Raw genomic sequence first — 18,507 nt, forward strand, 5'->3', positions numbered from 1 at the left:
AATAGCTAAGTAGGATTGTTTTGTTTAAAAATACAAACGACTATATTATTGTATATCAAGAAAAAACTCCTATATTTGCGATGGAATAATTGAAAAGGATTAGTGGGGCTTTAAAGCCCCACTTTTTATACATATATATGGATAAAAATAAGGTTGAAGAATTAGTAAATAAAGCATTAGAAGAAAATACTTCTTTGTTTTTAGTTGATTTAACCATAGATATTGAAAGTAAAATTTTAGTAACTATAGATGGAGATAATGGAGTTCCTTTAAAGGAATGTATACGAGTTAGTCGTTTTGTAGAAGGAGATTTAGATAGAGAAGAAGAAGACTATAGTATAGAAGTAGCTACTCCCGATATTGCAAAGCCTATTGTTATGAAAAGGCAATATGTTAAAAACATAGGTAGAATTGTAAGTGTAGTTACCGCAGAAGAAAAATACGAAGGTACTTTGGCAGAAGTAAATGAAGATAACATTGTGTTGACTTGGAAAACAAGAGAGCCAAAACCTGTAGGTAAAGGAAAAGTAACTGTTGATAAAACGATAACACTTACCTACGCAGAGATAAAAGAAACAAAAGTTAAAATATTATTTAGTTAAAATATTTAAATGGAGAATATAGATTTAATCAATTCATTTTCAGAATTTAAAGACGATAAGAAAATTGATCGTGTAATGTTAATGTCTATCTTAGAAGAAGTTTTTAGAGCTGCTTTAAAGAGAAAATATGGTTCTGATGATAATTTTGATATTATTGTAAATCCAGATAAAGGGGATTTAGAAATTTGGCGTAACCGTGTAGTTGTTGAGGATGAAATGTCTGAAGATGACAACGAAGAAATTGAATTGGCTGAGGCTAGAAAAATTGAACCCGATTTTGAAATTGGAGAAGAAGTTTCTGAAGAAATTAAATTACACCAATTAGGTCGTAGAGCAATTTTAGCTTTACGTCAAAATTTAATTTCTAAGATATATGAACACGATAGCACAAACTTATATAAAAAGTTTAAAGAGCTAGAAGGAGATATGTATTCTGCAGAAGTACACCATATTAAACACAATGCAATCATCTTATTAGATGATGAAGGAAATGAAATTGTATTACCTAAGAGTGAGCAAATTCGTTCTGATTTCTTTAGAAAAGGTGATTCTGTAAGAGGAATTATTAAAACGGTAGAGTTAAGAGGGAATAAACCTGCAATTATTTTATCTAGAACCTCACCAGAATTCTTAAGAAAGTTATTTGAGCAAGAAATTCCAGAAGTATTTGATGGGTTAATTACAATTGAAGGAGTTGCTCGTATTCCTGGAGAAAAAGCAAAAATAGCAGTAGATTCTTACGATGATAGAATTGATCCTGTTGGAGCCTGTGTAGGTATTAAAGGATCTAGAATTCACGGGATAGTTCGTGAGTTAGGAAATGAAAATATAGATGTTGTTAATTATACAAAAAACACACAATTATACATTTCTAGAGCTTTAAGTCCTGCTAAAGTGGTTAAAATGGATATCTTTGAAGCAGAAGGAGAAAAGAAAGCTAGAGCAGAAGTTTATTTACGTCCAGAAGAAGTATCAAAAGCAATTGGTAGAAACGGAGTAAATATTAGATTAGCAACTCAATTAACAGGTTACGAAATTGATGTGTTAAGAGAAGGAGAAGACGATGAAGATGTAGAATTGACAGAGTTTTCTGACGAAATAGAAGCATGGATTATTGACGAGTTCAAAAGCATTGGTTTAGACACTGCAAAAAGTGTTATAGATAAAGATGTGACTGAATTAGTGAGCAGAACCGATTTAGAAGAAGAAACAATCATAGAGGTTCAACGTATATTAAAAGAAGAATTTGATAAATAAGGTAGTCAGTAGCCGTATTTCAAAACATCTTCTTAAATAAAAAATAGTAAAAAGTATATATGTCTGTAAGCAAAACATTAAGGCTTAACAAAGTTTTACGAGAATTAAACATATCGTTAGATAGAGCGGTAGAACATCTTTCAGCCAAAGGGCATGAAATTGAGGCACGTCCTACAGCTAAAATCTCTAATCAAGAATATCAAATTTTGTTAGATGGTTTTCAAACCGATGCGCAAAAGAAAGCCGTTTCTGTAGAAGTAGGTGAAGAAAAGCGTAAGGAAAAAGAAGAGTTGCGTTTAGCTCAAGAGGAAAAAAAGCGTAAAGAAGAAGAGGAGCGAAATAGAATTTTAAAGGCTAAAGCTGAAAAGTTAGAAGTTAAAACTGTTGGTAAAATAGATTTAAATAAGCCTAAAGAAGAAGTTAAAGCAACTCCGGTTACACCTCCTGTTGTAAAAGAGGAGAAAACTCCTGAAGTGGAAACACCAAAAGAACCAGAAGTTATAAAAGCAAGTGCTCCTAAGTTAGGAGGATTAAAAATTGTAAAGTCTGCTCCAATTCCTGAGAAAAAACCAAAACCAGTTGTTAAACAGATAGAGAAAGTTGTTGAAGCTCCAAAAGTGGAGAAAAAACAAGAAGAAGCAAAATCTGTAGTTAAAAAAGAAGCAACTAAAGAGGTAAAAGTAGAGCCAAAAGCAAATGAAGGTAAATCACCAGAAGAAGGTGGAGAGCCAGAAGCTTTAAAAACACAATATCAAAAGTTAACAGGACCTAAACTAACAGGAGCTAAAATTGACTTAAAGCAATTTGAAAGACCTAAGAAAAAGAAACCAGATCCTAAAGCAAATGCAAATAGTGCTGCTGACGCTAGAAAGAAAAGAAAGAGAATTGTAAAACCAGGAACTCCAAATACTGCAAATCGTGCAGGAGGACCAGGAAACAATAGACCTGGAGGAAACAGACCTGGTGGTAATAATACAGGAGGACCTGGACAAAGAAGAGGACCTGCAAATAGAGGAGGCGGAAGATTTAATTCTGCTCCAGTAACTAAGGAGGAACCTACAGACGAAGAAGTACAAAAACAAGTACGTGAGACTTTAGAAAGATTACAAGGAAAGTCTAAAAAAAATAAAGGTGCTAAATATCGTAGAGAGAAACGTGATTTACACCGTCAGCAAACTGAAGATGCTCAAGCACAAGAAGCAGCTGAAAGCAAAGTATTAAAAGTAACAGAATTTGTTACTGTTAGTGAAGTTGCTACTATGATGGATGTTTCTGTAACAGATATTATTTCTGCATGTATGATGTTAGGGATGATGGTTACAATGAACCAACGTTTAGATGCAGAAACTATTAAAATTGTAGCAGAAGAATTTAATTACGAAGTTGAATTTGTTGGAGCTGAGGTTGAAGAGTCTGTTATCGAAATTGAAGATAAAGAAGAAGATTTAGAAGAAAGAGCTCCTATTGTAACAATAATGGGTCACGTAGATCACGGTAAAACATCTTTATTAGATTACATACGTGAAGCTAATGTAATAGCCGGAGAATCTGGAGGAATTACACAACATATTGGTGCTTATTCTGTGAAGATTAAAACAGGGCAAAAAATAGCATTTTTAGATACACCTGGTCACGAAGCTTTTACAGCAATGCGTGCACGTGGTGCCCAAGTAACGGATATAGTAATTGTTGTAATTGCAGCAGATGATGACGTAATGCCTCAAACAAAAGAAGCAATAAGTCATGCACAAGCAGCTGGTGTACCAATTGTGTTTGCATTAAACAAAATTGATAAACCTACAGCAAATCCTGACAATGTGAAACAACAATTAGCGAGCATGGATATGTTAGTTGAAGATTGGGGTGGTAAATATCAATGTCAAGAAATTTCTGCAAAATCTGGACAAGGAGTTGAAGATTTACTAGAAAAAGTTGTTTTAGAATCTGAGATATTAGAATTAAAGGCAAATCCAAATAAATCTGCATTAGGTACTGTTGTTGAAGCACAATTAGATAAAGGACGTGGTTATGTATCTACTATTATGGTACAAGCAGGATCTTTAAAAATTGGAGATTATATTTTAGCAGGTAAACATTCTGGTAAAGTAAGAGCAATGTTTGATGAACGTGGTAGAAATGTAGATATTGCACCACCATCAACACCTGTATCAATTTTAGGATTAGATGGAGCTCCACAAGCAGGAGATAAATTTAATGTATTTGAAGACGAAAGAGAAGCAAAACAAATTGCATCTAAACGTTCTCAATTACAACGTGAGCAATCTGTAAGAACACAGAAAACATTAACATTAGACGAAATTGGTCGTCGTATCGCTTTAGGAGATTTCAAGGAATTGAACATTATCTTAAAAGGGGATGTAGATGGATCTGTAGAAGCTTTAACAGATTCTTTCCAAAAATTATCTACAGAAGAAATTCAGGTAAATATATTACACAAAGGAGTTGGAGCTATTACAGAATCTGATGTATTGTTAGCTTCTGCCTCTGATGCAATTATTGTTGGATTTAATGTTAGACCAGCTGGTAATGCTAGAACTGTTGCAGATACTGAAGAAGTTGACATTAGAACATACTCTATTATCTACGATGCAATTAACGACTTAAAAGATGCAATGGAAGGTATGTTATCTCCAGACACTAAAGAAGAATTGTTAGGTAACGTAGAAATAAGAGAGGTTTATAAAATTTCTAAAGTAGGTAACATTGCAGGATGTATGGTTGTGCAAGGTAAAATTACTAGAAATTCTAAAATTAGAATTGTTAGAGATGGTATTGTAGTTCATGATGGTGAATTAACAGCATTGAAACGATTTAAAGATGATGCAAAAGAAGTAACAAAAGGATATGATTGTGGTGTTCAAATTAAAAACTTCAATGATATTGTAATTGGAGATGTTATTGAATCTTATCAAATAGTAGAGGTTAAAAAGAAATTGTAGTTCTTTTAATTCTTTATAATAAAATAAAAAAGCTCATTCTTAATTAAGAATGAGCTTTTTTATTTGCTTAATTTGTTGATATCAAATTTAATATCTTTTATTATGAATTTTATTTATTAAACACTATGTTTGTTATTATTAAATATTTATTACAATTACAAAGTGAAAAAAGGTACAGTAAAATTCTTTAATGAGTCTAAAGGTTTTGGATTTATTACAGATAATGAAACACAACAAGATTATTTCGTACACATTTCTGGTTTAATCGACGAAGTTCGTGAAGGAGATGAAGTAGAATTTGATTTAAAAGAAGGAAGAAAAGGTTTAAACGCAGTAGAGGTTAGAGCTTTATAATATTTATTCTTTTTACAAAACAAAAAACCTCATACTAAAAGTATGAGGTTTTTTGTTTTGTAAATCTAAAATTAGGACATAAAAAAACTCTTTAATATAATTAAAGAGTTTTTTTATTTTTAATCTGGTGTGACTATAGGATAGAAGATAGTTTCTCTCTTTCTTCTTCTGCCAAAGCAGCATCTACTAAAATACGACCAGAATATTCGTCAATAGTAATTTTTTTACGACTAGCAATTTCTATTTGAACTTGAGGAGGAATTGTAAAGTAAGATCCACCAGCAGCACCTCTTTCAATAGCAACTACAGCTAATCCATTTTTTACATTACTTCTAATTCTGTTATAAGCAACCAATAAGTGGTTGTCTATTTTTTCAGACATTTTATCAGAAAGCGCTTTCAATTTGTTTTGATCGTTTTCTGTTTCTTTTAAAATCTCATCTAATTCAGATTTTTTATGATCTAAATGTGTTTGTTGAGCGTTTAATTTTTCGGTTGTTTTTGCTATAACTTCGTTTTTATGCTCAATTTTAGCATAAGCTTCTTTAATTCTTTTTTCAGCCAATTCAATTTCTAATTCTTGAAATTCAGCTTCCTTTGTTAAAGAATCAAACTCACGATTGTTACGAACAGATTTTTGTTGTTCTGTATACTTTTTTACTAATTCTTTAGATTCATCAATGCTAATTTTACGGTTAGCAATTTCAGTCTGAAAATTAACAACATCTTGATTCAATTTTTCAACACGAGTTGATAACCCACTAATTTCGCTTTCTAAATCTTCTATTTCTAAAGGTAACTCTCCTTGAACGCTTTCGATTTCGTCAATTCTAGAGTCAATTAATTGTAAATTATATAAAGCTCTTAACTTGTCTTCTACAGATACTTCTTGTTTAACTGCCATAATAACTATGAGTAATATATTGGGTTTGTACTTTTATTCGATAAAATGATTGCAAAATTACGAAATTTTTCTTTAAGATAATCAACTAATAGGTTTTTTGTAAATTGTTCACTTTCATAATGTCCAATATCAGTAATTAGTAGTTTTCCTTCTGCCTTGTAAAATTCGTGATATTTAAAATCTGCAGTAATATATGCATCTGCACCCATTGCTATAGCTGCATTAATTCCAAAACTACCAGAACCCCCTAATACAGCAATCTTTTGTATTTGTTTGTTTAGTGGAGCAGAGTGTCTAATACATTTTGTATTCATATTTAGTTTTACATACTTCAAAAAATCATCAGTATTCATAGGTGTGATTAATTCCCCAATCATTCCAATACCAATATGTTGATTGGTGTTTTCTAAAGTTGTAATTTCAAAAGCAATTTCTTCATATTGATGAACCTCTTTTAGCACTTTTAAAACACTACCTTCTATATGTTTAGGAAATGTAATACTTATTTGGGTTTCTTGTTCTTTTTCTGTTCTTCCCTTAATCCCAACAATTGGGCTAGAGTTTTCATTTCCGTTATAAGTTCCAATTCCATCAACATTAAAACTACATTGATTGTAGTTACCAATAGTTCCTGCTCCAATGTTAAAAAAGGCTTCTCTTACTTTATCGGCATCTTTAACGGGTACGTATGTAACTAGTTTTTTTATAGTTCCTTTTTGGGGGATTAAAACCTGTTTATTTTGCAGTTGTAATACTTCGCACATTTTGGCACTTACTCCTTTAAAAGAGTTGTCTAAGGCTGTGTGAGTGGCATAAATAGCAATATTGTGTTTAATGGCTTTTATTACCACACGTTCTACATAATTATTTCCATTAAATTTTTTAAGTCCGCTAAAAATAATAGGATGAAAACTCACAATTAAATTGCAATTTTGTTCAATAGCCTCATCAATAGTTTGCTCTAAAGTGTCTAAAGTAACTAAAACTCCTGTAATTTCTGTTTGGTAATTACCAACTAACAATCCTACATTGTCAAAATCTTCTGCATAAGACAAAGGAGCCAATGTTTCTATATAATCTGTGATATCTTTAATTTTCATATTCAAAAATACAGATTTTGTTCTATTAGTTGTTTCTAGATTGGAATTGTTTTAGTTTTGAAAGCACGATTAAATTTAGCATCAATACATGATTTTTATTAAGATATTAAGAATACTACTATTGCCTTTTTCTGTTTTGTACGGATTAGTGGTATCTGTAAGAAATTTACTGTACGATGTTAATATTTTACAATCAACCCGCTTTAAGATTCCTGTTATTACAGTAGGGAACTTAAGTGTTGGAGGGACAGGAAAAACTCCACAAATAGAATATTTAATTCGCTTGTTACAAAACACCCACGCAATTGCTGTTTTGAGTAGAGGTTATAAAAGAAAATCTAAAGGATTTGTTTTGGCAAATAAACATACAACGGTTGCTGATTTAGGGGATGAACCGTTTCAATACCATCAAAAGTTTGACAAAATACAGGTTGCTGTTAATGGAGATCGAGTAGAGGGAGTTAAAAATATTTTAAATTTAAAACCCAATACGGATTTAATTTTGTTAGATGATGCTTATCAACACAGAAAAATAAAAGCAGGATATCATATTTTATTAAGTTCTTATGATCGTTTGTTTTATAATGATTTTATGATGCCTACAGGGAATTTGCGTGAGTTATGGTGGGGGAAAAATAGAGCAGATAGTATTGTTGTAACCAAATGTCCTATAAATTTATCGGAGTATGAACAGCAAAAAATAATAAAAAAAATACATCCAAAGAACAATCAACAAGTTTATTTTTCTAGTATTTATTATGCCGATTGTGTAATAGGTAGTGCTAAAGTTTTGCTTACGGAATTTATTAAACAAAAAATTGTATTAATTACAGGAATTGCCAAACCCAAACCTTTGGTGGATTATTTACAGAATTTAGGAGCTGATTTTATTCATTTAAATTATCCAGATCATCATCATTTTACAGAGTCCGATTTACAAAAAATCAAAGATTCATCTAAAGCAGCTAAAGTGTTAACAACAGAAAAAGATTATGTTCGTTTAGAAAAAGAGCTAATAGAATTGTATTACTTACCTATAGAAATTCAGTTTTTAAATTCTAAAAATCAATTTGATCAAAGCCTTTTGAAATACGTAAATATGTAGTTTACAGTGTTTTTACGTATTTGTTTCATTTGTATACCTAACAGATATTGTTTTTTCGGCATCATTTATTTCTAAATAAGCAACTCCTAAATCTCCTGTTTTCCAAGTATCATATTCTTTAGAAGAACCAGGTATATAACATCTTAGATAGTGTTTTTCTAATTCGTCTTGAATATTTTTAATACTTAGGTTTGTTTCTTTTTTTAAGAATTTAGAAATTTTAAAAGAACTGTCTTCGGTAATGGCATTCAAAATAGCAAGACCGTAATTATCTCCATTTTGATGTTGAAATACAGATCCGTTTTCAAAATGTGTTCTGTATTCTAAAATTTCTACCTGTTCAAAAGCAACATTGGGTTCGTCTAATATGGCTATTTTACTTAAAACAGTATTTATGTAATTTTTAATTTCGGGTTTCATAACAAAGCAGTTTATAAAAAAAGGCTATCTAGTTTATAGATAGCCTTTGTGATATTTTAAAGAGATTATTAGTAGTTAAAAACTCCAAATTCACTCGTAATTTCTAAAGATTTAGTCCCAGCAGATTTTGGTTCTTCTACACGACCAATAATTTTAGCATCTACATTAAAAGATTTAGAAATAGCAATAATGTCTTCTGCAATTTCTGCAGGAACATATACTTCCATTCTGTGTCCCATGTTAAATACTTGATACATTTCTTTCCAATCTGTACCAGAGTTTTCCTGAATCAATTTAAATAAAGGTGGTACCTCAAATAAATTGTCTTTTACAATATGTAGATTTTCTACAAAGTGTAAAATTTTAGTTTGTGCACCTCCAGAACAGTGAACCATTCCATGAACTTCTTGTGGAGTATATTTAGCTAAAATAGCTTTAATAATTGGTGCGTAGGTTCTTGTAGGAGATAAAACTAATTTACCAGCATTAATTGGAGAACCCTCTACAGCATCTGTTAATTTAGTGTTACCAGAGTAGACCAATTCTTCGGGTACTGCAGCATCAAAAGATTCAGGATATTTATTCGCTAAGTATTTGTGAAATACATCGTGTCTAGCAGAAGTTAATCCGTTAGATCCCATTCCTCCGTTGTATTCTTTTTCATAGGTGGCTTGTCCAAAAGACTCTAAACCTACAATAACATCACCAGCTTTAATATTGGCATTATTAACTACATTAGTGCGTTTCATTCTAGCTGTAACGGTAGAATCTACAATAATTGTTCTAACTAAATCACCTACATCAGCAGTTTCTCCACCTGTAGAATGAATAGTAACTCCAAATTCTTTTAATTCAGTTAACAACTCTTCAGTTCCATTAATTATTTGAGAAAGTACTTCTCCAGGAATTAAGTTTTTGTTACGTCCAATGGTAGATGATAGCATTATATTATCTGTAGCTCCTACACATAATAAGTCATCAATATTCATAATTAAAGCATCTTGTGCAATTCCTTTCCAAACAGAAATATCCCCTGTTTCTTTCCAGTACATATATGCTAAAGCAGATTTGGTTCCAGCCCCATCAGCATGCATAATTAAGCAATAATCCTCATCATTTGTTAAGTAATCGGGAACAATTTTACAGAATGCTTTAGGAAACAAACCTTTGTCTACATTCTTAATTGCGTTGTGTACATCTTCTTTAGAAGCCGATACCCCACGTTGGCTATATCTTTTACTTACTTCAGAACTCATATATATAAATTAGTGTGTTGTTTATAATGGTGGTGCAAATTTAGTTATTTGATTTTTATCTGCCTGCATAAAAAGCAATAAGGTTTAAAACTGTTAAAAATCAGTTCTGTTCATGTGTTAACACTGGCTTAGTGTTTAGGTATTGATAATTTCACACATGTTTTTTTACGAATTAGTGAAAAATAAATATTCTACGTAAAAATACGTAGAATTTCAATTGGCTGTTCAAATAATTATTTTATATTTGCTTTCGTTAAGATAAAAAGAAACTTTTATTAAATATAATATTTTATTATGGCTAAAATTAAATTAGAGTATATCTGGTTAGACGGATATTTTCCAACTCAAAACTTAAGAAGTAAAACCAAGGTTGAAGAACACGAAAACTTCCAAGGAACATTAGAAGAATTAGGAAACTGGTCTTTTGATGGTTCATCTACAAAACAAGCTTCTGGTGGAGCATCTGACTGTATTTTAAAACCTGTTGCAATTTATCCTGATCCAGCTCGTATTAACGGATGGTTAGTAATGACAGAAGTTTTAAACGCTGATGGAACTGCACACGAATCTAACGGACGTGCTACTATTGAAGATGATGATAACGATTTCTGGTTCGGATTTGAGCAAGAATATTTTATTATGGATTCTGATACTGATTTACCATTAGGATTCCCAAGAGGTGGTTACCCAGCTCCACAAGGAATGTACTACTGTTCAGTTGGTGGAAAAAATACTCATGGTCGTGATTTAGTAGAAGAGCATGCTGATTTATGTATCGAAGCAGGATTGAACTTTGAAGGAATCAACCAAGAAGTTGCGTCTGGACAATGGGAATTCCAATTGTTTGCAAAAGGTGCTAAAAAAGCAGGAGATGAAATTTGGATTGCACGTTACTTATTAGATCGTTTAACTGAAGGTAGAGGATTGTACATTGAGTACCACCCAAAACCATTAGGAGATACAGATTGGAATGGTTCTGGAATGCACGCTAACTTCTCTAACTCAATCTTAAGAGAATGTGGTTCTAAAGAAAAGTATGCTGAAATTTGTGAAGCTTTCCGTCCGGTAGTTAAAGAGCACATTGAAGTTTATGGTGAGCACAACGAACAACGTTTAACTGGTAAGCACGAAACTGCTGCTATTACTGATTTCTCTTGGGGAGTTTCTGATAGAGGAGCATCTATCCGTATTCCAATTATCGCTGTAGAAAAAGGATACCACGGTTGGTTAGAAGACCGTCGTCCATCTTCAAACGGAGATCCATACAAAATTGCTGCAAGAATTATTAAAACAGTTAAACCTGTTAAATAATTATAAGCATTATAATATTTTAAAAGCCCTGCTAATTGCAGGGCTTTTTTTATGAAAATAATTGATTAGTTTTAAAACATGATTGGATTTTTATTTTTTTTGATAATTGTGTTGTTAGGTGTTTATAGTTATAGAAAAACTATTACAAAAAAAAGAACACCCGTACCCAATAATTTACATGAGCTATTAATGTCTCATGTCTTGTTTTATCAAAAATTAAAAGATGAGGACAAGCTATTGTTTAGAGATAAAATAACAATATTTTTAAGCAAGACTTATATAGAAACCATAGAGTTTAAAAGACAAGATATAGATATTGTTTTGGTGGCTGCAAGTGCTATAATTCCTGTTTTTTATTTCAAGGATTGGCACTACTCAAATTTATCTTCAGTGATTATCTATCCTAATAATTTTAGTGAAGATTTAAATTTTATAGAAGGAAATAGAAACATTGGTGGTTTGGTAGGAACAGGTAGGTTTAAAAATCAAATGATTTTATCACGCAGAGCATTACACCATGGTTTTGCCAATAAAACGGATAAAGGAAATACTGGAATTCATGAATTTATTCATTTGATAGATAAAATGGACGGAGATACAGATGGGATTCCAAAATTATTATTATCAAATACATATCTAATCCCTTGGTTAAATTTAATTCACAAAGAAATAGAGCACATAAATAATAATGAGTCGGATATTAGAGCCTATGGAGGAACCAATCAGCAAGAATTTTTTGCCGTTGTATCCGAGTACTTTTTTGAACGTCCAGACCTACTCAAAGAAAAACATCCAGATTTGTATAAAATGATGGAAATGTGTTTTTGTAAACAGAATTAAAATACTATTTACTCCTTTATGTGACTTTTGTTACTGTTGTTTTTTTAATTGACGATTACATTTGTCATAAGAAAAACATACAACATGAACTTAGATATTATAGTAATAGGAGGTTTATCTGCAGGTCCCTCTGCAGCAGCCAAAGCAAGAAGACAAAATGAAAATGCAAACATTAAAATGTTTGAAAAATGCAAGAATATAAGTTATGCTACTTGTGGAATTCCATATGCTTTGTCTGGAGTTATAAAAACTAGAGAAAAATTATTGGTTGTAGAAGCCGATTTACTTAGAAATAGATTTAATATTGATGTGTGTTTAGAAGAAGAAGTAATTGAAATTTTACCAGAAGAACATAAAGTAATCACCACCAAATCAACCTATACCTATGATAAATTGGTATTTACTACAGGTGCAAAAACGATTGTTCCCAAAATTATCAACCTAGAAAAAGCAACCAATTGGTCTCCTTGTAGAACCTTAGAAGATTTTGATAAAATTATGCAGAAAGGAGCTATAGATAAGGCTGAGCATATTACCATTATGGGGGCTGGTTTAATTGGAGTTGAAGTTGTTGAAAACCTAATAGAACTAGGGAAAAAAGTAACTTTAATAGAGGGAGGAGATGGTGTTTTACCTATGTGGTCTTCAAAATTTAGAAAATTTGCTCAAAATACTCTTGAAGAGCATGGAGTAGAAGTGATTACAAACACATTTGTTAAAGAGGTTGATGTAAAAAAAGGAAAAATAACGTCTGTATTGACTCCTTTAAAAAAGGTAGTAACAGATTTTGTAATTATGAGTGTGGGTATAAAACCCAATACAGATTTATTAGTCTCTAAAGGGGCAGCTCATTTAAAAAATGGAGCGTTAACAGTAAATGAAAAAATGGAAACATCTGTACCAGATATTTATGCTGCTGGAGATTGTGCAAGTATAAAAAACACGTTAACCAACGAGCATGATTATTTACCATTAGGAACGCATTCTAATAAAGGAGGTAGAACAGCAGGTGCCAATGCAGCAGGAGGGAATGAGAATTTTAAAGGAGGGTATAAAACAGCCATCATACAAGTATTTCAAAATACATTGGGGAGAACAGGTTTATCTTTAGATTATTTAAAGAGCAATAATTATGATTTTAAAGTTAGCTTGATAGTTGCGGGAGCTACACCAGGTTATTTTCCAAATCAAAAAGACTTGATAATTGAAATTTATTATGATGCTAAAACAGGAAAAATATTGGGTTGTGAAGCTTTTGGTGAACATGGAGTAGATAAGAGAGTAGATGTAATGAGTACAGCAATTTATGGAGGGTTAACCATAGAAGATTTACCTAATTTAGACTTAGCATATGCTCCACCTTTTTCGCCAGCAAAAGATCCGGTAGTGGTTGCTGGTTTTGTGAGTAACAATTCTTTTCATAATGATTATAAAGAAATTTCTGTAGAGGAGCTACAATCTAAAATTAATAAGAATTCAAATATCCAAATTATAGACGTAAGAGCTAAAAACGAAGTAGAAAGTTTTGGAGCAATCCCCAACAGCATCAATATTTCATTAGATATTATAAGAAATTCTACAATAGAAATGCTTGATACAAGCAAAGAGACAGTTGTGTACTGTGCTAAAGGAATGCGTGGTTATTTGGCAAGTTTACAATTGAAACACAAAGGATTTACCAATATTAAAAATCTATCAGGAGGTTTTAAAATATGGAGTACATTATATCCAGTTAAAGAATAAGTTGATTTTGTGAATCCCTCTAAAATTATTTTAGAGGGATTTCTTTTATACAAAATAAGATTTACTGTAAGGACTAAATATTTTATCGAACTAATTAGAAAATATAACCGAACGTTTGTTCTGAAATATGTACATTTGTTATATGAGACCACAAAAAGTAAATGATGTTGAGTTACTAAGTAGATTAATGTCAGTAATTAGATCTAAAGGATATGATGGAGCGAGTTTAAATGACTTGGCAGCAGTATCGGGTTTAAAAAAAGCTAGTTTGTACCATAGATTTCCAGGAGGTAAAAAAGATATTGTTTTAGCAGTTCTAGGTTATGTAGACGATTGGTTTGTAAAACATATTCAAGAAATTGTATATGCTAAAGATATTTCTAAAGAAGACAAATTGTCTCGAGTTTTAAATAGCATTAATGAATTGTATGCTTGCGGACTAGAGTCTTGTATTGTTGGAGCCCTAACTTTAGGAGGAGGAATTTCTCTTTTCACAAATGAATTGAAAACAGGAATAGAAAGTTGGTTAGACTGTTTTTCTAAAATAGGTACTGATTTTGGTTACGATAAAGAAGAATCAAATCAAAAAGCAATACAAGTTTTGGTCAAAATACAAGGATCCCTTATTGTATCTAAAGCCTGCGGAAGTACACATCCGTTTAATGAATCTATAAAAGAAATTAAGGAATTATATATTTCTTAGTTTTTTTTAATATTTTATTTTACCGAATGTTCTGTAATTAAAATAATTAATAAATAAAAAAGTAAAATGAGTAAAGTAGCAATTGTATTATTATCAGATCCAAAAACAGGAGCAGAAGAATCATTAGGAAGATTGTTTAATGCTTTAGCAGCCGTGTATGATTTTAAAGAATCAGGAGTAGCAGTAAAATTAATTTTTCAAGGAACTGGAACAAGATGGCCAGAAGTATTACAAAATGAAGAACACCCTGCTTACAAAGTGTTTAAAGCTGTAGAAGATAAAGTGGAAGGAGTTTCTAGTGCTTGTGCAGACGTTTGGGGAGCAAATCCATCTGGTTATGATCTTATTACGAATAACCCGTTGCCCAACACATCTGGAATTTCTAGTTATGCCAAATTAATTGAAGAGGGGTATACAGTTATCAATTTTTAAAAATAAAACACACCTATTTTTTATTAGAATAGGTGTGTTGAGCTAAAACAAAAAATTATGTTTCATAAAGGAGAATTAGCATTTCAGAAAAAAATGGGAGTCGATCATATAGCTCATAAAGCAATTAAAATGATTTCTAATGAAATAATAAAAGGAGCAATTCCTTTTATAGAAAAGCAAACTATGGCTATTGTAAGTAGTCAGGATAAAGAGCAAAACGTATGGATTTCAATTTTATTAGGAGCAAATGGTTTTGTTGCTGTGCCAACTCCTAGTAGTTTGACTGTTAATTTGACAAAAATTGTGAGTGATAAAAAGGATGTTTTTTATAAAAACATACAACAACACACACAAATAGGAACCTTATTTATAGAATTAGCTACAAGAAGAAGGTTAAGAGTTAATGGAGTTTTAACTGTTAATGGAGAGAATATCAATATTAAAGTGGAGGAATCTTATCCCAATTGTCCAAAATATATTCAACAAAGAGATGTTCAATCACCCATAAATGCAAAACAAAATAGTTCAATACAAAAACATGGAAATGTGTTAACGGATGCCCAAAAAGATTGGATCTTAAAAGCAGATACTTTATTTGTGGGAAGTGCAGGTTTGGATGGGAAATTGGATGCATCGCATAGAGGTGGTACTCCAGGTTTTATAGATATTATAGATGATAATATATTAAAAATTCCAGATTATAAAGGAAATAATATTTATAACACTTTTGGCAATTTTACAGAAAATTCAAAGGGGGGAGTTTTGTTTATAGATTTTGAAAATAAAAGTACGTTACAGCTAACAGGAACTTCAAAAATTATACATAATTTAAGCAACAAAGATGATTTATCTAAATCGGGAGGAACAGGTAGGTTTTGGTTTTTTAAAATTGATAAATGGATAGAAACTCAAAATCATCACAATTCCGAATGGAGTTTTATAAGTTATTCTAAATACAACCCAGAAGAAAATAAAAACACATAAAATGGAACAAAAACACCCTTTACCGCCTTTTACAGCGGAAACAGCCCAACAAAAAATACAAATGGCAGAAAATGCCTGGAACTCTAAAAATCCACAAAAAGTAGCCATGGCTTACACAATAGATAGCGAATGGAGAAACAGAGATCAATTTGTAAACGGAAGAGAAGAAATAGAAGCTTTTTTGCAAGATAAATGGAAAAATGAATTGGATTATAAGTTAAAGAAAGAATTATGGGCTTTTAGAGAAAACCGAATTGCTGTTCGTTTTGAATACGAATACAGAAATGCATCAGGGCAATGGTTTCGTGCTTATGGAAACGAAAATTGGGAATTTGATGAAAACGGTTTCATGCAAAAGCGTTTTGCGAGTATTAATGATTTGGAAATACAAGAGAAAGATAGGAGACTAGTTTAACTTAATAAAAACAAAAAAACCACAACAATTAAGTTGTGGTTTTTGTTGTGGTGCCTCCAGGAATCGAACCAGGGACACAAGGATTTTCAGTCCTTTGCTCTACCAACTGAGCTAAGGCACCATGCTTAACTTAGCGGTTGCAAAAATAAACTTTTTTATAGATAAATAAAGGAATTTAAAGGAAAAATAATAGTTTTTTTTAAGGATTATAATATCTATTTCATAATGAGGTTTTTAGCTAATCATTTTTTTTGATAGTACTTTATTTTTGTCAAACCCGTAAGTTAACGGTACTTTTGCGTACATATATAGAAACTATTTTAATATGCGTATAGGAGTTGTTTGTTATCCTACTTTTGGAGGAAGTGGTGTGGTAGCTACAGAAATAGGAATGGCTTTGGCTAATAAAGGTTATGAAGTACACTTTATTACCTATAATTTACCTGTTAGGTTAGATTTAATTTCTAGTGGAATTCATTTTCATCAGGTGCAAATAGAAGAATATTCTTTGTTTCATTATCAACCGTATGAACTTGCGTTGTCTAGTAAAATGGTACAAGTAGCAGAAAAATACAATTTAGAATTATTGCATGTACATTATGCAATTCCGCACGCGTATGCTGCCTATATGGCCAAACAAATGTTGCGAGAAAAAGGGATAGATATTAGAGTGGTTACTACACTACATGGTACTGATATTACTTTGGTAGGAAGTCACCCCAATTATAAAACAGCAGTTGAGTTTAGCATCAATCATTCGGATGTGGTGACTACAGTTTCTAAAAGTTTAAGAGATGATACCTATCGTTTGTTTGACATAAATAGAGAGATTGAAGTTGTTTATAATTTTATTGAAATTGATAAATATGCAAAACACCCTATGGGAGGTGAAGATTGCGAAAGAGGAAGCATAGCTACTGAAGATGAATTTATTTTGACTCATATAAGTAATTATAGACCTGTTAAGAGAGCTAAAGATGTAATAAAAATATTTGCTAAAGTTTTAGAAAAAAAGCCTGCAAAATTGATGTTGGTAGGTCAGGGGCCAGATATGGTAGAGGTAAAACAATTAGCGAGAGAATTAGGAGTTTATGATAAAATTTTATTTTTAGGAAATAGTTTAGAAGTAAACAAAATATTATGTTATTCGGATGTGTTTATCTTACCCTCTAAGTCTGAAAGTTTTGGATTGGCTGCATTAGAAGCAATGGCTGCTAGAACTCCTGTTATATCTACAAACACAGGAGGATTACCCGAAGTTAATATACATGGAGTTACAGGTTTTTTAAGCGATGTAAAAGATGTAAATGATATGGCTAAAAATACTCTAAAGTTAATTGAAACAAGAGATATTTTAGAAGGCTATAAACAGAATGCGTTTGAAAGAGCTAAGACCTTTAGTATAGATCAAGTATTGCCACAATACGAAGCTATTTATAAAAGTTTGGTAGTACCAGCTTAGAATAAAGATATGAGTACTTGATATATAAAATAAAAAAGGTCTTCATAAAATATTATGAAGACCTTTTTTGTGAGTGATATAGATTGTATAATTAGATCTTTTTCATCTGATCTTTCATCAATTTAATTTGATCTGCTAACATACCGTGTTTGTCTAATTTTTTAGCCTCGTTTAAAAGCGTTGTTGCTTCTCTTTTTCTACGCTTACTCATAGCAATACCGGCTAAGTTTAATTTAGCCATGGCAACATCATGTCCCATACGTAAACCTAAACCTAAAGCTTTTTTTAATAACTTTTCTCCTTGAGTCATATTTCTTTGTACAACCATTAATCCTTGTAGGTAATAAAAATAGGCTTGTTGAGAAGTGATTAAAGCCATTTCTGGTTTTTTTATTTTATTTAACCATTTTTCTGTTCCTTCTAAATTTTGTTTTCTCATTTGTAAAAATGCCAATAATAAAATTTCATTTTTAAAATATAAAAAGACAAAGATTCCTGCTAATAATAGTAACAAAATACCGTTCCCGATATTTTCATCAATAAATTGTAAAACAGCTAATACTGTTACTAATGCTGCTATAACTAATTTTAAATACTTGTGAAACATGTTAGTTGTTTGTGATTATAAGATTTGCGAATTTACATTTTTAATAGCAGAT

The 18,507-nt window shown here is 31.3% G+C and carries 18 protein-coding genes and 1 tRNA gene; 13 read left to right on the plus strand and 6 right to left on the minus strand.

The genetic code is table 11. From position 1 onward, the window contains the following. The first annotated feature begins 137 nt into the window (after positions 1 to 137). The 4 genes from rimP (at position 138) to FHR24_RS06885 (ending at position 5,173) form a co-directional block, all read left to right on the plus strand. Entirely contained in the window at positions 138 to 602 is a 465-nt protein-coding gene (gene rimP / locus FHR24_RS06870; protein WP_167185815.1) for a ribosome assembly cofactor RimP, read from the plus strand. Positions 603 to 611: 9 nt separating this feature from the next. After that, a complete protein-coding gene (gene nusA, locus FHR24_RS06875; RefSeq protein WP_167185818.1) occupies positions 612 to 1,859 on the plus strand; it encodes a transcription termination factor NusA in 1,248 nt (415 codons plus the stop codon). A 59-nt stretch (positions 1,860 to 1,918) separates the two neighbouring features. Then, positions 1,919 to 4,819 (plus strand): translation initiation factor IF-2, encoded by a 2,901-nt coding sequence (infB, locus tag FHR24_RS06880; protein WP_167185821.1) that lies wholly within the window; start codon positions 1,919 to 1,921, stop codon positions 4,817 to 4,819. Between the two features lie 162 nt (positions 4,820 to 4,981). Next, entirely contained in the window at positions 4,982 to 5,173 is a 192-nt protein-coding gene (locus tag FHR24_RS06885) for a cold-shock protein (protein WP_167185824.1), read from the plus strand. Positions 5,174 to 5,306: 133 nt separating this feature from the next. Here the strand turns inward: FHR24_RS06885 and FHR24_RS06890 are convergent, their stop codons facing one another. Beyond that, complete coding sequence (locus FHR24_RS06890; RefSeq protein ID WP_167185827.1) at positions 5,307 to 6,077, minus strand: zinc ribbon domain-containing protein; 771 nt, start codon at positions 6,075 to 6,077, stop codon at positions 5,307 to 5,309. Positions 6,078 to 6,082: 5 nt separating this feature from the next. Continuing rightward, complete coding sequence (locus tag FHR24_RS06895) at positions 6,083 to 7,177, minus strand: Nif3-like dinuclear metal center hexameric protein (protein WP_167185831.1); 1,095 nt, start codon at positions 7,175 to 7,177, stop codon at positions 6,083 to 6,085. Positions 7,178 to 7,265: 88 nt separating this feature from the next. On the opposite strand from FHR24_RS06895, the gene lpxK reads away from it, so the two are divergent. Next, on the plus strand, positions 7,266 to 8,282 hold the full coding sequence (gene lpxK / locus FHR24_RS06900) for a tetraacyldisaccharide 4'-kinase (protein WP_208412297.1): 1,017 nt from the start codon (positions 7,266 to 7,268) through the stop codon (positions 8,280 to 8,282). Between the two features lie 12 nt (positions 8,283 to 8,294). Here lpxK and FHR24_RS06905 read toward each other — a convergent pair whose 3' ends face one another. Beyond that, entirely contained in the window at positions 8,295 to 8,702 is a 408-nt protein-coding gene (locus tag FHR24_RS06905) for a hypothetical protein (RefSeq protein WP_167185834.1), read from the minus strand. A 68-nt stretch (positions 8,703 to 8,770) separates the two neighbouring features. Further along, positions 8,771 to 9,958 (minus strand): AIR synthase related protein, encoded by a 1,188-nt coding sequence (locus FHR24_RS06910; protein ID WP_167185837.1) that lies wholly within the window; start codon positions 9,956 to 9,958, stop codon positions 8,771 to 8,773. A 294-nt stretch (positions 9,959 to 10,252) separates the two neighbouring features. Here FHR24_RS06910 and FHR24_RS06915 point away from each other — a divergent pair, with 294 nt between their 5' ends. The 7 genes from FHR24_RS06915 (at position 10,253) to FHR24_RS06945 (ending at position 16,386) form a co-directional block, all read left to right on the plus strand. Beyond that, complete coding sequence (locus FHR24_RS06915) at positions 10,253 to 11,269, plus strand: glutamine synthetase beta-grasp domain-containing protein (protein ID WP_167185840.1); 1,017 nt, start codon at positions 10,253 to 10,255, stop codon at positions 11,267 to 11,269. Positions 11,270 to 11,347: 78 nt separating this feature from the next. Continuing rightward, a complete protein-coding gene (locus FHR24_RS06920; protein ID WP_208412298.1) occupies positions 11,348 to 12,109 on the plus strand; it encodes a M90 family metallopeptidase in 762 nt (253 codons plus the stop codon). Between the two features lie 84 nt (positions 12,110 to 12,193). After that, positions 12,194 to 13,852, plus strand: coding sequence for an FAD-dependent oxidoreductase (locus tag FHR24_RS06925; protein ID WP_167185843.1), 1,659 nt, complete (start codon positions 12,194 to 12,196; stop codon positions 13,850 to 13,852). A 142-nt stretch (positions 13,853 to 13,994) separates the two neighbouring features. Then, positions 13,995 to 14,555 carry a TetR/AcrR family transcriptional regulator gene (locus FHR24_RS06930; RefSeq protein WP_167185847.1) on the plus strand — a complete coding sequence of 187 codons (561 nt, stop codon included), beginning with the start codon at positions 13,995 to 13,997 and terminating at the stop codon, positions 14,553 to 14,555. Positions 14,556 to 14,621: 66 nt separating this feature from the next. Further along, the gene (locus FHR24_RS06935) at positions 14,622 to 14,987 is read left to right on the plus strand and encodes a DsrE family protein (RefSeq protein ID WP_167185850.1); all 366 of its coding nucleotides are present in this window, start codon (positions 14,622 to 14,624) and stop codon (positions 14,985 to 14,987) included. Between the two features lie 57 nt (positions 14,988 to 15,044). Next, positions 15,045 to 15,971, plus strand: a complete 927-nt coding sequence (locus FHR24_RS06940; RefSeq protein ID WP_167185853.1) for a PNPOx family protein — start codon at positions 15,045 to 15,047, stop codon at positions 15,969 to 15,971. Between the two features lies 1 nt (position 15,972). Then, positions 15,973 to 16,386: a nuclear transport factor 2 family protein gene (locus FHR24_RS06945; protein ID WP_167185856.1), complete on the plus strand. Its 414-nt coding sequence runs from the start codon at positions 15,973 to 15,975 to the stop codon at positions 16,384 to 16,386. A gap of 48 nt (positions 16,387 to 16,434) precedes the next feature. Here FHR24_RS06945 and FHR24_RS06950 read toward each other — a convergent pair. Beyond that, positions 16,435 to 16,507, minus strand: a tRNA-Phe gene (locus tag FHR24_RS06950). A gap of 204 nt (positions 16,508 to 16,711) precedes the next feature. Here FHR24_RS06950 and bshA point away from each other — a divergent pair. Further along, entirely contained in the window at positions 16,712 to 17,848 is a 1,137-nt protein-coding gene (gene bshA / locus FHR24_RS06955; RefSeq protein WP_167185859.1) for an N-acetyl-alpha-D-glucosaminyl L-malate synthase BshA, read from the plus strand. 91 nt (positions 17,849 to 17,939) lie between these two features. Here bshA and FHR24_RS06960 read toward each other — a convergent pair whose 3' ends face one another. Next, complete coding sequence (locus FHR24_RS06960; RefSeq protein WP_167185861.1) at positions 17,940 to 18,455, minus strand: DUF2892 domain-containing protein; 516 nt, start codon at positions 18,453 to 18,455, stop codon at positions 17,940 to 17,942. Positions 18,456 to 18,507: the final 52 nt, after the last annotated feature.

The organism is Wenyingzhuangia heitensis, assembly GCF_011762155.1.
GTDB lineage: Bacteria > Bacteroidota > Bacteroidia > Flavobacteriales > Flavobacteriaceae > Wenyingzhuangia > Wenyingzhuangia heitensis.

Bases quoted from the DNA above. Each gene is read 5' to 3' on its own strand.
- rimP (WP_167185815.1), top strand. From the start codon at position 138: ATGGATAAAAATAAGGTTGAAGAATTAGTAAATAAAGCATTAGAAGAA.
- nusA (WP_167185818.1), top strand. From the start codon at position 612: ATGGAGAATATAGATTTAATCAATTCATTTTCAGAATTTAAAGACGAT.
- infB (WP_167185821.1), top strand. From the start codon at position 1,919: ATGTCTGTAAGCAAAACATTAAGGCTTAACAAAGTTTTACGAGAATTA.
- FHR24_RS06890 (WP_167185827.1), bottom strand. From the start codon at position 6,077: ATGGCAGTTAAACAAGAAGTATCTGTAGAAGACAAGTTAAGAGCTTTA.
- FHR24_RS06895 (WP_167185831.1), bottom strand. From the start codon at position 7,177: ATGAAAATTAAAGATATCACAGATTATATAGAAACATTGGCTCCTTTG.
- lpxK (WP_208412297.1), top strand. From the start codon at position 7,266: ATGATTTTTATTAAGATATTAAGAATACTACTATTGCCTTTTTCTGTT.
- FHR24_RS06905 (WP_167185834.1), bottom strand. From the start codon at position 8,702: ATGAAACCCGAAATTAAAAATTACATAAATACTGTTTTAAGTAAAATA.
- FHR24_RS06910 (WP_167185837.1), bottom strand. From the start codon at position 9,958: ATGAGTTCTGAAGTAAGTAAAAGATATAGCCAACGTGGGGTATCGGCT.
- FHR24_RS06915 (WP_167185840.1), top strand. From the start codon at position 10,253: ATGGCTAAAATTAAATTAGAGTATATCTGGTTAGACGGATATTTTCCA.
- FHR24_RS06920 (WP_208412298.1), top strand. From the start codon at position 11,348: ATGATTGGATTTTTATTTTTTTTGATAATTGTGTTGTTAGGTGTTTAT.
- FHR24_RS06925 (WP_167185843.1), top strand. From the start codon at position 12,194: ATGAACTTAGATATTATAGTAATAGGAGGTTTATCTGCAGGTCCCTCT.
- FHR24_RS06930 (WP_167185847.1), top strand. From the start codon at position 13,995: ATGAGACCACAAAAAGTAAATGATGTTGAGTTACTAAGTAGATTAATG.
- FHR24_RS06935 (WP_167185850.1), top strand. From the start codon at position 14,622: ATGAGTAAAGTAGCAATTGTATTATTATCAGATCCAAAAACAGGAGCA.
- FHR24_RS06940 (WP_167185853.1), top strand. From the start codon at position 15,045: ATGTTTCATAAAGGAGAATTAGCATTTCAGAAAAAAATGGGAGTCGAT.
- FHR24_RS06945 (WP_167185856.1), top strand. From the start codon at position 15,973: ATGGAACAAAAACACCCTTTACCGCCTTTTACAGCGGAAACAGCCCAA.
- bshA (WP_167185859.1), top strand. From the start codon at position 16,712: ATGCGTATAGGAGTTGTTTGTTATCCTACTTTTGGAGGAAGTGGTGTG.
- FHR24_RS06960 (WP_167185861.1), bottom strand. From the start codon at position 18,455: ATGTTTCACAAGTATTTAAAATTAGTTATAGCAGCATTAGTAACAGTA.